The sequence below is a fragment of the Sporosarcina koreensis genome (genome assembly GCF_042655825.1).
In the GTDB taxonomy this organism is placed as follows: Bacteria; Bacillota; Bacilli; order Bacillales_A; family Planococcaceae; genus Sporosarcina; species Sporosarcina koreensis.
Window position 1 is genome coordinate 38,613 of the sequence record NZ_JBHSNP010000024.1, and the last position, 12,531, is coordinate 51,143.

The window sequence follows — 12,531 nt, forward strand, 5'->3', positions numbered from 1 at the left end:
AGTAAGAATTGGTAAGGGGAAAGGGGATGGTCGTTATGGCTTCAGGCGAGGCACAACCTGATTGGCAACAGAAAAAGACGATCCCCTATTGGTGGAAAGCAGTTTTTGCATTCACCCTAGGATGGATGTTCATCAATGCCAATAAATATTTCTTGAATCCAATTTTAAATAACATCGGCTTGGAATATAACTTGAATAATTCCCAGCTCGGCCTCGTGAACAGCATCTTCTTTCTGACGTACACAATAGCACAAATACCAGCTGGAGCATTCGGTGATAAATTTGGCAGGAAGAAACTCCTTGTTATCGGGTTCATCTTATATGGAGTTTTGACTGGCGTCAGCGGCCTCATGGCTGGTTTCACCGGCTTTTTGGTAGCTCGTGCATTGGCAGGGTTTTCTTCAGCCACGTATTATGGTCCCCAATTCGCCCTGTCATCCGAAGCGATTCCGGCAAAACATAGAACTGTCGGCAGTGCGATCATTAATAGCGGTTCAGGAATCGGAATCGCCTTCGGTTTCATCTTGTCGAGCACATTAGTATTGGATATGGGAATGAAATGGACCATTCCCTTTTACGTTTTCGGTGTGCTAACAGTACTTGTAGGGTTTTTAATTGCCGCACTGGTGAGAGAAAAAAATCCAGATGCATTGGAACAAAGTAAAATTCCTGAGAAGGCTTCTGAGCACGAAGAAAAAATATCGGTGTTTTCATTGCTGAAAAACCGCAATCTGCTCATTACGTTTCTTGTCTTGTTTTGCTCCATTTACGGCTTTACGGTCGTTGTCACATGGCTGCCGAAGTTTTTGGAAACTGAAAGAGGCTTCCATGGCAGTCAAGTCGGTTTGATATCGGCGTTGGTTCCATTGGCTTCCATACCGGGGGCGCTTATTGCAAGCTATATTTCAGACCGTTTAGGGCGGAAGAAGCCCTTCGCTTTTGTGCTCATCCCGATCGCTGCGGTCGCACTTTGGGCTACGGTCTATGTTCATAGTACCGCTTTGCTCATTACGGCTTTATTGGTGTATGGATTATTTGGCAAGATTGCACTCGATCCGCTGCTGATTGCTTCCGTCTCGGAAAACGTCCGGCAATCGGCGTATGGAATCGCCTTCAGTCTTTATAATTTTATCGGCATGATTTCATCGATCATTGCGCCTTGGTTTGTCGGTTTCCTTGCAGACAAAACTGGAAGCATGACAGCGGGATTCTACTCCGCGGTCATCGTTCTAGCGGTCGGTTTCGTCCTTATGATGTTCTTTAAAGAAGGGCCTAAAGCAAAGGTGCTGGATGCTTAAAATTATAGTAAAAGGGGCGGATGAATGTGAAAGATGTAACAACCGAAATTGCTCATCTCGAAGAGTGGTTAGGTGGATATGGAAAGGATCCCGAAGGCGGGGTCACCCGGCTGCTTTATACAAAAGAGTGGGTTGAAGGGCAAAAAGCATTGGAAAATTTAATGCAGGAAGATGGATTAACGACTCGTTATGATGAAATTGGGAATCTTTTCGGCCGTTTTGAAGGCACTACGTATAAAGATGAAACAATCTTGACCGGCTCCCATGTGGATACAGTAAAAAATGGCGGCAAATTGGACGGAGCCTTCGGGATTTTGGCAGGTATTTTAGCGATTCGGCTGTTAAAAGCAAAACATGGCCAGCCGCTCCGAAATCTTGAAGTCGTGTCATTTGCTGAAGAGGAAGGAAGCCGATTCCCTTATGCGTTTTGGGGGTCGAAAAACTTTGTCGGCATCGCGAAAAAAGAGGACGTTGTGGACATTACGGATTTCAATGATGTTCCATTTGTCGAGGCGATGAGGGAAGCCGGTTTTAATTTTAGAGATGAATCGAAAGCTTTCCGCAATGATTTAAAAGGGTTTGTTGAAATTCATATTGAACAAGGCAATGTTTTGGAGAAGGAAGGAAAAGACATAGGAGTCGTCCATAGCATTGTCGGGCAAAGGCGTTTTACGATTGAAGTGAAAGGCGTTGCGAACCATGCAGGGACGACACCGATGGGATATCGCAAGGATGCATTATTTGCCGCGAGCCAAATGATCAACAATGTCATTAGCCGGGCGAAAGAATACGGAGATCCGCTCGTTGCGACAGTCGGTAAAATCGAGGTAAAACCGAATACCGTAAACGTTGTTCCGGGAGAAGCATTATTCACATTGGACGTTCGGCATACGGAAAAAGAAATGCTTGTAAAGTTCACGGAGGAACTGACTGCGATTATTAAAAGAGTGGCGGCTGAGTCAGGCGTCGAAATTTCCATTGATATGTGGATGGATGAGGATCCGATTCCGATGAATAAACAAATCGTTGAAACGATTGAAAAACAAGCGAAAGAAAATGGATTCAATTATAAAATGATGCATAGCGGCGCGGGCCATGATTCACAGATCATAGCGCCAGTTGTACCGACAGCGATGATATTTGTGCCAAGCCGTGAAGGAATCAGTCATAATCCATTGGAATATACAAGTCCAGAACAATTGGCGGTAGGCGTTCAAGCATTGACGAGCTCTTTGTATGCATTGGCTTATACGGAATGAAAAATGTTAACGCAGTAATTGTCAAAGGGGGTGCAGAAAAGTCATTGATTTTTCTGTGCCCTCTTTTTGGCTAAGGACAAAGTGTAGAAAAAGGAGCTGCATCCTCGTGAAGCAAGTGAATTGCGACTTTTCGCCAATGAAACAAACGTTGAAAGAGGATATTCGAACAATCATAACAGCCTTGCAGAATAATTTAGAAGCAATAGATGACGGGAATAATTGTCTTCTTAGTCAATTCGAGAAAATTAAAGAAGATTTTCTGGACATCGAAATGAAAGCCGCTACATTTTATTTAAATTGTTATTTATCACCTTTTACGGACAAATATCCGGAGTTATCAATTTGCCTACAAAATATGTCGCGGTTGAAACAGGGCGGTTTAATTGTCATTCAAAGGAATGATCCACTTGAGCCTTTACTAAAACCGGGCATTCCAATAGAGGCGGAATTGACCCATTCTTTATTGGAATCAATTTTTTTCCCTGGAAGCCCACTTCATGATGGCGCTGTTTTGATCAATCGTAATCGCATTGTTTCCGCGGCAAATGTACTTCCGCTATCAGGCATATATACGGGCGATAAAAAACTTGGCACTCGGCATCGTGCTGCGTTAGGTTTATCAGAACGAAGTGACGCCCTCGTCCTCGTTGTATCTGAGGAAACGGGTAAAGTTTCATTTGCTATCAATGGAACTCTTTATCCTGTAACTACGCAATTAAAACCTTCCCACTTCGATGTGTAAGTGGTTGACAATAATTGATAAGCGATTTATCATTATCTCGAAATCAAGATAATTAATTTGGGAGTGAAGAAGGAGTGAAGATGTCCGTGGTTAATAAAACAAGTGGAATCCATCATATCACTGCAATTGTCGGACACCCGCAAGAAAATATAGACTTTTATGCTGGAGTCCTAGGTTTACGTTTAGTAAAGCAAACCGTTAACTTTGATGATCCGGGGACGTATCATCTCTACTTTGGTGATGAAGGGGGTCATCCAGGGACGATCATTACATTCTTTCCGTGGGCAGATGCATATCAAGGCGTCATTGGGGATGGACAGGTTGGGGTTACATCATATGCCATCCCTGAAGGTGCCCTTGTCTTTTGGGAAAATAGGTTGAAGCAATTTAACGTTCCTTTCACAAAATCACAACGTTTTGGAGAGGACTATTTGACGTTTGACGATCCGCATGGACTTCATCTCGAAATTGTGGAAAGAGCAGAAGGTCGAATGAATACTTGGGAATTTGGCGGAATTAACGCTGACACTGCAATCAAAGGGTTCGGTGGCGCAACACTTTTTTCCAAGCAACCCGAAAAGACAGCTGAGCTGTTAGAAAAAGTGATGGGTCTTGAAAAGGTTGGAGAAGAAGGGGGCACGATCCGTTTCCGTTCATCCGGCGATATTGGTAATGTAATAGATTTAAAAATGACAACCAACGGCAGCGGTCGAATGGGTGTAGGGACGGTTCACCATATTGCTTGGAGGGCTGTCAATGATCAAGATCAGCTTGAATGGAAACAACATGTCGAAGGATTTGGCTATGGCGTCACCCCTGTTCAAGATAGAAATTATTTTAACGCCATTTACTTTAGGGAACATGGAGAAATCCTATTTGAAATTGCAACAGACCCTCCTGGATTTGCCCATGATGAATCACCTGAAACAATGGGTGAGCACTTAATGCTGCCTGTCCAATATGAAAAATACAGGGAACAGCTTGAACGCAGATTGATACCGATCCAGGTGAGAGAACTAGGTTGAATAAAACATTCCTTGTGGGGGAATAAGTAGAACAGTACAGTATTTGAAATTCCCAAAGAAGCAGGTGCAACGATGAGCTTTTTGGCAAAATTATTTGGAAAACCAAAGGAGACTGAAAAAATGACAAATGTAAATGTAGCTGTAGTTTTTTATAGTATGGGCGGTACAAACTATCAATTAGCACAATGGGCTGAAGCAGGAGCAACGGAAGCAGGCGCTGAAGTTAGAGTGTTAAAGGTACAGGAGTTAGCCCCACAATCAGTCATTGAAGGAAATGAAGCTTGGAAAGCAACTGTCGAAGCGACAAAAGACGTTCCGGTCGCAACATCGGAGGATCTTGAATGGGCGGATGCAATCATCTTCAGTGTCCCGACCCGATTTGGAAATATGCCATCACAAATGAAGCAATTCCTTGATATTCAAGGCGGGCTGTGGGCAAGCGGGAAGACAGTTAATAAAGTCGTAAGTGCTATGACTTCTGCGCAAAATCCACACGGCGGTCAGGAAGCTACATTGCTATCCCTATATACGTCTATGATGCACTGGGGCGCTATTATTGCAACTCCTGGCTACACGGATCCTGTCCTGTTTGGAGCAGGTGGAAATCCTTATGGGACGAGTGTAACAGTCGGTCAAGACGGTAAGATGATTGAGGATGTGCAAGCTGCTGTTAAACACCAAGCAAAACGAACAGTTACAGTTGCGGAATGGGTTAAAAAAGGAAACGCATAAGGTAATAGTGAAGGGGTTGTCCAGGTCTGGACAACCCCTATACTTTTTATGAAAGGTCCAGCGCTCAAAACGAGTCGTTTTGCGCTCAAAGAAGTGCATCCCGCGCCCAAAGCGAGTCGTTTTGCGCCTAAAGAAGGTCAATCCGCGCTCAAAACGAGTCATCAACAAGCTGCCAACTATTGGCGGTTTTTTTATCTTTCATCATGTATAATCTTTATACTTGATATACTTTTTATATCTGTATATACTGAAGCTAATCAATGGAGGTGGTACCCATTAAAGTATGTCCCTATTTAGAATCTTGCTTTGAAATTTTGGGAAGGCGTTGGAACGGGCTTATTATTCATTATTTGTCGATTTGCCCCGGGTTCACTGCCCATTTTTCAGATATGAAACGCGACTTGCCGGATATTACCCCCCGCTCGCTTTCATTGAAATTAACGGAACTCGCTGAACACGGACTAGTCGAAAAGAAAGTGACGGAAGGAACTCCTGTCATTATTTCTTATCATCTTTCCGAAAAAGGGCAACAGCTCGCAATCGCTTTGCAGCCGGTGCATGCTTGGGCGCAAAAGCATATCGAACTCGATTTATCCGATCATACAAAAGAAAAGGGGAATTGAAATGGGAACGAACAATAATATGATTTGTAATATGGAAACAGGCGTCTGCGGGCCTGCTGGCGACGACACGAATACAATGGAATTCATTGATTTGTCAGCACCGAAAAAAACGATTGACCTTTATTATGTAACGGATCCGATCTGCTCGCATTGCTGGGCGTTGGAACCGGTTCTTCGAAAGTTTGTCCATCAGTACGGGCATTACTTCAATATGCACACGTTAATGGGCGGATTGCTTGAAAAGTGGGGAGAAGGCCCCGTCGATCCTGCAAACGGAATATCCGGACCATCCGACGTCGCCGGTCACTGGAGGGAAGTCGGCGAACATTCGCGCATGCCGATAGATGGTACGGTTTGGTATGACAATCCGATCTCATCTTCTTTCATTCCTTCCCGAGTCTACAAAGTGATTCAAAAAAACAATCCTGAACTTGCAAATACATTTTTACGCCGGGCAAGGGAAGAGCTTTTTGCCTTCAATAAAAACATTGCACAAGACGATGTCCTCATCGATATTATCAATCAAGTCGGACTGGACGGAGAGGAATTTGTTAATCAATCCAAGCTCCCTGAAGCTGACACAAAATTGCACGAGGACTTCCAAATCGTACGTCAATTAGGTGTCCGCGGTTTCCCGACAATCGTCATGATGAATGAAGAACAAAAAGGTGTGCGGATTGTCGGGGCAAGATCATTGGAGGACTATGCGAATGCACTCCAACGACTGCTGCCGGATGAAACGATAGAGCCGAAACAGCTTTCCAGGTTCGATCAATTGCTGAAAGAGGAAAAATTATTGTTCTCACGTGAAATTGAAGAATTTTATTCGATTGATAAAAATAAAGTAGAGACATTTGCAAAGGAACAACTGCCGCAAGATGCTTATACGGTTAATAGCCTTCTTGGTGAAAAATATATTCAAGCAAAATAAGTATTCATCTCTAATAAATTCAGCCCACTTAAGCGCTATATGGCAAAAAGTGGGCTGTTTTTTAATATATACGATTGTTATTGTTCCAAAGCCAGCAATTGCTTCTTCATTTCCAATCCGCCTCGAAAGCCGGTCAGATTGCCGTTTTTCGCAATGACGCGATGGCACGGAACAGTGATCAGCAGTGGATTGGCCCCGATTGCGGCTCCGACTGCCCTCACCGATTTCGGATTTTGAATCTTTTCGGCAATATCTGAATAGGAAACGGTCTGTCCATACGGTATTTCCTGCAGAGCCTTCCAGACGGATTGTTGAAACGGAGTGCCGTGCAGATCCAGTGGCATTGTGAACTCTTTGCGTTTTCCTTCCATATAGTCAATCAGCTCCTTTGCATAAGGTTCCAAGACTGATCTATCCTCCACCAAGGTATAAGCGGGAAGTCGTTTCTTTGCCCACGCGGCAAGCTCCTCAAAGGGGGCGTTGTGCGGGCCGGCATAGCAAAGTCCTTCAGCTGTCGCCGCCATATAGATGTTCCAGTGTCCGTGATTCAACAGCATCCAATAGATGATTTTTTCATTTTTCATTTCCATTCCAAATCTCCTTTCGTTACTAATTAACAATTTTCGTAAAAAATGATCCTGTTCGAGAAAGGGTCGATCACCTTCAATTCAAGCGTGTCCCATTGCGTTTTCTCCAAACCGGGATTAGCGAAGCGGTAGCTTTTTTCTGATAGCTTGGTATGATAACTTTTCAAATCATCCATTTTTATGCGAATTGCGCTGCCGGGGGAAGCATCGCCATGATGTTCGGATAAATGCAAATCAGTTCCATCCAAAGAAATTTGGAAATACATTGGCATGTTCTCGGCAAACTGATGTTGCCAATCCAATTGGAATCCTAAGTAATCCAAATAGAAGGCATGAGCCTTTTTAATATCAAAAATCCGAAAGATAGGTGTAATCATTCAATAACGCCCTCCTGTCGTTTCTTTCAATGTAAACGAGTGCTTTTTGAAATGTCAATCTTGATTCAACATACCATGGGGCGGGTAAGGAAGAAAATAGATTGGAGGTCGTTTGAATGAAAAAATTTGCAACATTATCCTTCGCCAGTGCGCTGTCTCTCATGTTGATTGGCTGCGGTACAGATGACCAGAAAGAAGAGCCAACCGTAAAAGAGGAAACGACGGCAACAGAGGAGACTACCGTAACAGAGGAACCTACCTTAAAAGAGGAGACTCCTGCGGACATGCTGCAAAATATGGATGAACTCGATTATGTAGAATTTGAATTGGAAGTTGAATATGCAGGCGATAAAGAGTACGAAGCGGAACTCGAGACGGATAGTATAGGCACTGTTAAAGCTAAAATTGAAGATGAAGTGAATCATGTCGAGAAAAATGGCACAGAGGCGTTCGATGAATTGTATCCCCTCGTTCAAAAGTTGACGATTACACAGCAGACGAACAAAGACGAAGCCATTTCACAAGTGTTGAAAACCTTCAATCTGCCTACTGACTATACGAAATTCGATTTGGAAATTACATTCAACGATGGAACGAAAATTGAATTTGAAGATAAGAAAGGTAAATAAATTAGGCACAGTTATTAAAACAAACGTGGGTTTCATACTCACGTTTGTTTTGATTTGTTATGGCATAGACTTTTGGCAACTGGCCGGCTAATTAAAGATGGTACAATCTTCAAAAGGTAAAAATCAATTACATGCAGACAACTACGAGAGGGGGGTATCCAATGGGACACGATCATGATCATACACATAGCGCGAATAAAAAGGTGTTATTGATCTCCTTTCTTATCATTACGATATACATGATTGTGGAAGCGATCGGAGGGTTTTTGACGAATAGTCTTGCGCTTTTGGCAGACGCGGGCCATATGCTAAGTGACTCGATTTCGTTAGCGATTGCCTTGATTGCATTCAAGGTAGGGGAAAAGGCAGCGAGTAAAAGTAAGACATTCGGTTACAGACGATTTGAAATTTTGGCCGCGGTATTAAACGGCATCACATTAATTGTGATTGCGTTATTTATTTTTTACGAAGCCATTAAACGTTTTACCCATCCACCTGAAGTTGCGACGACAGGAATGTTAATTGTTGGCGGCATCGGCTTGGCTATCAATATTCTCGTTGCATGGATTATGATGCGCGGTGGGGACGTTGAGGAGAATCTTAATATGAAGGGCGCATATCTACATGTCATGAGTGATATGTTAGGCTCGATTGGCGCAATTGCTGCAGCATTGCTCATGATGATCTTCGGTTGGGGGTGGGCAGATCCGTTAGCAAGCATAGTTGTAGCTCTGCTCGTTTTACGCAGTGGTTATCTTGTATCAAAGTCGGGGTTGCATGTATTAATGGAAGGTGTGCCTCAAAATGTAAAGGTGGATGAGGTTATTCGGATCATCCAAAATACAAAAGAGGTACAAGGAGTTCATGATTTACACATTTGGTCCATTACGAGTGGTTTACATGCACTTTCCTGCCACGTAGTTGTGGACGATCAAATGACAATTGGTGAAAGTGAGCGAGTGCTGCGCAGCATTGAACAGGACTTATTGCATCAAAACATCCATCACATTACGATTCAATTGGAAACCTCTGCACATCAGCATGACGATTCGATTCTATGCCAGGCGAAACCCGAATCGTCGGATGGGCATCATCATTAAGATGAGCCCGTGACTCTGTATATTTGCGATTTGCTCTTCCTTGTAAAAAGTGTTATTATAGGGGTATGGGGTATATAAACCTGTGAGGGGTGAAGTTATATGACTGAAACGACAAAGAAAACTGTCCAGCCGAATAAGCAGCAGCTTTTAAATCGGTTAAAAAGAATCGAGGGACAGGTGAGAGGCGTTCACCAAATGATTGAGAACGACCGCTATTGCGTGGATATCCTTCACCAAATAAGCGCAATTCAATCAGCAATGAACAAAGTATCCCTTGCCCTGCTGGAAGATCATACGCATCACTGTGTCGTGAAAGCGATAAAAGGGCAGGACGGAGAGGCGGCTATCCAAGAGCTGATGAGCGTCATGAAAACAATGACCAAATAATTATGCGGATCTTTTTCTTGATATACCCTCGTAGGGTATGATATATTGAAAGCAATAATACACCAAACATTCAGGGAGGTTTTCATCATGAAAGAAGTATTAAAAGTAGAAGGCATGTCTTGCGGCCATTGCGTAAAATCAATCGAGTCAAGTGTCGGCGAACTACAAGGCGTTTCAGCTGTTACAGTGGACCTCGCGAATAAAGAAGTAACAGTTGAGTTCGGTAATGAAACGACGATCGCACAAATTAAGGAAACAATTGAAGACCAAGGCTATGACGTAGCTTAATTAACAATACTTGGCTCACCATGTGGGGTATAAAGAAAGTGAAGCGGTTATACTGAATTGTATAATCCTTCTTTTTTCAAATCAATATACCCCCACCCTGTATAGGAGGGATGCAAATGACAACCGCAGAAAAAAACTTGAAAATTGAAGGGATGACATGCGCCGCATGTGCAAACCGGATTGAAAAGGGCTTATCCAAAATAGAAGGCGTCGAAAAGGCGAATGTGAACTTTGCACTGGAAAGTTCAACAATTTTCTTCGATCCTGATGTGACGAATGTCGATGAGTTCACGTCGAGAATTGAGAAGCTCGGCTTTCATGTCATACAAGACAAAGCTACATTTGACGTAACAGGCATGACCTGTGCGGCTTGTGCGACAAAAATAGAAAGACGCATCAATAAGATGGATGGCGTTTCCAATGCAACGGTCAATTTTGCGCTTGAAACGCTGAATGTCGATTATGACAGCAGTCAAACGACTGTTGACGAAATGAAAGCGACTGTAAAGAAAATGGGGTATGAATTGCTTTCAAAATCGGATGGAAAGGAAAAGATGGACCATAAAGAGCGGGAGATCAAAAGACAGACCCGGAAATTTATAATTTCCGCAGTCCTCACGTTGCCGTTATTATGGACGATGGTGGCACATTTCGAATTCCTTTCCTTTCTATACTTGCCGGCATTCCTTATGAATCCGTGGGTGCAGCTGGCACTCGCGACACCCGTCCAATTCATCATCGGAGGACAATTCTATAAAGGCGCCTACTCGGCATTACGGAATAAAAGCGCCAACATGGATGTTCTTGTAGCGCTTGGAACGAGTGCTGCATATTTTTACAGCCTTTATTTATCCTTCGAGTGGATGAGCGGAGGCAGCATTGGAGAACCGGAGCTCTACTTTGAAGCATCCGCCGTCATCATCACACTTATTGTCTTAGGGAAACTATTCGAAGTGCGAGCAAAAGGGAAAACGAGCCAGGCAATTCAAAAACTGCTTGGCTTGCAAGCGAAAACAGCACGCGTTTTGAAAGAGGGTATTGAACAAGAAATTCCGATTGAAGAGGTCGTGGCAGGGGACATTATCCTCGTCAAACCAGGAGAAAAGATACCCGTCGATGGAGAAATCATTTCCGGCCAATCGGCAATCGATGAATCGATGATTACGGGCGAGAGTATTCCCGTCGATAAAGTGCCTGGAAACTCCGTTATCGGAGCAACGATCAATAAAAACGGTTCATTGCAAATCAAGGCGACGAAGGTTGGAAAAGACAGCGCATTATCGCAAATTGTCAAAGTCGTAGAGGAAGCGCAAGGCTCTAAAGCGGAAATTCAACGGTTAGCGGATAGAATTTCGGGCATTTTTGTCCCGATCGTTGTCGGCATCGCCATTTTGACGTTTTTCATTTGGTATTTTGCCGTCACGCCTGGTGATTTCAGATCTGCTCTCATCCCGACGATTTCCATCTTGGTCATCGCTTGTCCGTGTGCGCTCGGTTTAGCGACACCGACATCAATCATGGCGGGCTCTGGGCGGGCAGCTGAAATGGGCTTGCTGTTCAAAGGCGGCGAGCATCTTGAAAATACCCGTTCCATTGACACGGTTGTATTGGATAAGACGGGAACAGTGACGAAAGGTGAACCGGCGTTAACAGATGTTATCATATCGGAAGGCTTTATTGAACAAGATGTCCTGCAATTAGTCGCTTCATCTGAAAACCAATCTGAGCATCCACTGGCACAGGCAATTGTGACGGGTGTCAAAGAAAAAGGAATCGAATTGATTGAAGTGGAGTTTTTCAAAGCGCTTCCTGGATACGGAATTGAAGCAGAGGTAGCCGGAAAACATGTACTTGCCGGTACACGGAAACTAATGCGAAGCCGGGACATTGCTCTTGAAAATATCCAAGCAACAATGGAGAAAATGGAGAACGAAGGGAAAACGGCGATGCTCATCGCAATCGATGGGGAGCTTGCGGGCATCGTGGCTGTTGCGGATACCGTGAAAGAAACGTCCAAAGAGGCCATACGAAGAATGCAGGAACTTGGTCTTGACGTCATTATGTTGACTGGAGACAACCAGCATACTGCTGAAGCGATTGGGCGGCAAGTCGGGTTAACACATATTATCGCAGAAGTTCTACCTGACCAGAAAAGCGATAAAATCAAGCAATTGCAAGCCGAAGGGAAGAAAGTCGCGATGGTCGGCGACGGTATCAACGATGCACCGGCACTTGCGATGGCGGATATCGGAATGGCCGTCGGAACCGGAACCGATATTGCGATTGAAGCAGCTGATATTACATTAATGCGTGGCGATCTGAACAGTGTTGCAGACGCATTTATCATGAGCCGGAAAACGATGCGCAATATTAAGCAGAACCTGTTCTTCGCCTTCTTCTACAACACGATTGGCATACCTGTGGCGGCGTTCGGTCTGCTAGCCCCATGGGTCGCGGGCGCTGCAATGGCATTCAGCTCGGTATCGGTTGTACTGAACGCGCTTAGGCTTCAACGGGTAAAATTATAACAACAGTTAAAGCCCATCCATTATC

General features: G+C 44.0%; 14 protein-coding genes. 12 read left to right on the forward strand and 2 right to left on the reverse strand.

Features of this window, described 5'->3' with window-relative positions:
• The first annotated feature begins 26 nt into the window (after positions 1–26).
• From ACFPTP_RS10670 to ACFPTP_RS10700, 7 genes are all read left to right on the forward strand, one after another.
• Positions 27–1,298 (forward strand): MFS transporter, encoded by a 1,272-nt coding sequence (locus ACFPTP_RS10670; protein ID WP_381444558.1) that lies wholly within the window; start codon positions 27–29, stop codon positions 1,296–1,298.
• Between the two features lie 26 nt (positions 1,299–1,324).
• On the forward strand, positions 1,325–2,557 hold the full coding sequence (allC, locus tag ACFPTP_RS10675; RefSeq protein WP_465269807.1) for an allantoate deiminase: 1,233 nt from the start codon (positions 1,325–1,327) through the stop codon (positions 2,555–2,557).
• Between the two features lie 106 nt (positions 2,558–2,663).
• Positions 2,664–3,299, forward strand: a complete 636-nt coding sequence (gene cdaS / locus ACFPTP_RS10680) for a sporulation-specific diadenylate cyclase CdaS (RefSeq protein ID WP_381444563.1) — start codon at positions 2,664–2,666, stop codon at positions 3,297–3,299.
• An 86-nt stretch (positions 3,300–3,385) separates the two neighbouring features.
• Positions 3,386–4,324, forward strand: coding sequence for a ring-cleaving dioxygenase (locus ACFPTP_RS10685; protein ID WP_381444684.1), 939 nt, complete (start codon positions 3,386–3,388; stop codon positions 4,322–4,324).
• A 120-nt stretch (positions 4,325–4,444) separates the two neighbouring features.
• Entirely contained in the window at positions 4,445–5,056 is a 612-nt protein-coding gene (gene wrbA / locus ACFPTP_RS10690) for an NAD(P)H:quinone oxidoreductase (RefSeq protein ID WP_381444565.1), read from the forward strand.
• Between the two features lie 275 nt (positions 5,057–5,331).
• Positions 5,332–5,679, forward strand: coding sequence for a winged helix-turn-helix transcriptional regulator (locus ACFPTP_RS10695; protein ID WP_381444687.1), 348 nt, complete (start codon positions 5,332–5,334; stop codon positions 5,677–5,679).
• Between the two features lies 1 nt (position 5,680).
• Complete coding sequence (locus ACFPTP_RS10700; protein ID WP_381444567.1) at positions 5,681–6,610, forward strand: DsbA family protein; 930 nt, start codon at positions 5,681–5,683, stop codon at positions 6,608–6,610.
• A gap of 77 nt (positions 6,611–6,687) precedes the next feature.
• Here ACFPTP_RS10700 and ACFPTP_RS10705 read toward each other — a convergent pair whose 3' ends face one another.
• Together ACFPTP_RS10705 and ACFPTP_RS10710 are read right to left on the reverse strand one after the other, a co-directional pair.
• Positions 6,688–7,200: a methylated-DNA--[protein]-cysteine S-methyltransferase gene (locus tag ACFPTP_RS10705; RefSeq protein WP_381444570.1), complete on the reverse strand. Its 513-nt coding sequence runs from the start codon at positions 7,198–7,200 to the stop codon at positions 6,688–6,690.
• A 23-nt stretch (positions 7,201–7,223) separates the two neighbouring features.
• Positions 7,224–7,574: a glyoxalase superfamily protein gene (locus ACFPTP_RS10710; RefSeq protein WP_381444573.1), complete on the reverse strand. Its 351-nt coding sequence runs from the start codon at positions 7,572–7,574 to the stop codon at positions 7,224–7,226.
• Positions 7,575–7,690: 116 nt separating this feature from the next.
• Between ACFPTP_RS10710 and ACFPTP_RS10715 the strand changes: the two genes are divergently transcribed.
• The 5 genes from ACFPTP_RS10715 (at position 7,691) to ACFPTP_RS10735 (ending at position 12,506) form a co-directional block, all read left to right on the forward strand.
• A complete protein-coding gene (locus ACFPTP_RS10715) occupies positions 7,691–8,203 on the forward strand; it encodes a YusW family protein (protein WP_381444577.1) in 513 nt (170 codons plus the stop codon).
• Between the two features lie 161 nt (positions 8,204–8,364).
• Positions 8,365–9,303 carry a cation diffusion facilitator family transporter gene (locus ACFPTP_RS10720; protein WP_381444580.1) on the forward strand — a complete coding sequence of 313 codons (939 nt, stop codon included), beginning with the start codon at positions 8,365–8,367 and terminating at the stop codon, positions 9,301–9,303.
• A 99-nt stretch (positions 9,304–9,402) separates the two neighbouring features.
• Complete coding sequence (locus ACFPTP_RS10725) at positions 9,403–9,690, forward strand: metal-sensitive transcriptional regulator (protein ID WP_381444583.1); 288 nt, start codon at positions 9,403–9,405, stop codon at positions 9,688–9,690.
• Between the two features lie 87 nt (positions 9,691–9,777).
• Positions 9,778–9,978 carry a copper chaperone CopZ gene (gene copZ / locus ACFPTP_RS10730; RefSeq protein ID WP_381444585.1) on the forward strand — a complete coding sequence of 67 codons (201 nt, stop codon included), beginning with the start codon at positions 9,778–9,780 and terminating at the stop codon, positions 9,976–9,978.
• 116 nt (positions 9,979–10,094) lie between these two features.
• The gene (locus tag ACFPTP_RS10735) at positions 10,095–12,506 is read left to right on the forward strand and encodes a heavy metal translocating P-type ATPase (protein ID WP_381444587.1); all 2,412 of its coding nucleotides are present in this window, start codon (positions 10,095–10,097) and stop codon (positions 12,504–12,506) included.
• Positions 12,507–12,531: the final 25 nt, after the last annotated feature.

What these genes read in the sequence shown, in the direction of transcription:
- ACFPTP_RS10725 (WP_381444583.1), top strand. Translation starts at nt 9,403, where the DNA reads ATGACTGAAACGACAAAGAAAACTGTCCAGCCGAATAAGCAGCAGCTT.
- copZ (WP_381444585.1), top strand. Translation starts at nt 9,778, where the DNA reads ATGAAAGAAGTATTAAAAGTAGAAGGCATGTCTTGCGGCCATTGCGTA.
- ACFPTP_RS10720 (WP_381444580.1), top strand. Translation starts at nt 8,365, where the DNA reads ATGGGACACGATCATGATCATACACATAGCGCGAATAAAAAGGTGTTA.
- ACFPTP_RS10710 (WP_381444573.1), bottom strand. Translation starts at nt 7,574, where the DNA reads ATGATTACACCTATCTTTCGGATTTTTGATATTAAAAAGGCTCATGCC.
- wrbA (WP_381444565.1), top strand. Translation starts at nt 4,445, where the DNA reads ATGACAAATGTAAATGTAGCTGTAGTTTTTTATAGTATGGGCGGTACA.
- ACFPTP_RS10705 (WP_381444570.1), bottom strand. Translation starts at nt 7,200, where the DNA reads ATGGAAATGAAAAATGAAAAAATCATCTATTGGATGCTGTTGAATCAC.
- ACFPTP_RS10715 (WP_381444577.1), top strand. Translation starts at nt 7,691, where the DNA reads ATGAAAAAATTTGCAACATTATCCTTCGCCAGTGCGCTGTCTCTCATG.
- ACFPTP_RS10700 (WP_381444567.1), top strand. Translation starts at nt 5,681, where the DNA reads ATGGGAACGAACAATAATATGATTTGTAATATGGAAACAGGCGTCTGC.
- ACFPTP_RS10670 (WP_381444558.1), top strand. Translation starts at nt 27, where the DNA reads ATGGTCGTTATGGCTTCAGGCGAGGCACAACCTGATTGGCAACAGAAA.
- ACFPTP_RS10735 (WP_381444587.1), top strand. Translation starts at nt 10,095, where the DNA reads ATGACAACCGCAGAAAAAAACTTGAAAATTGAAGGGATGACATGCGCC.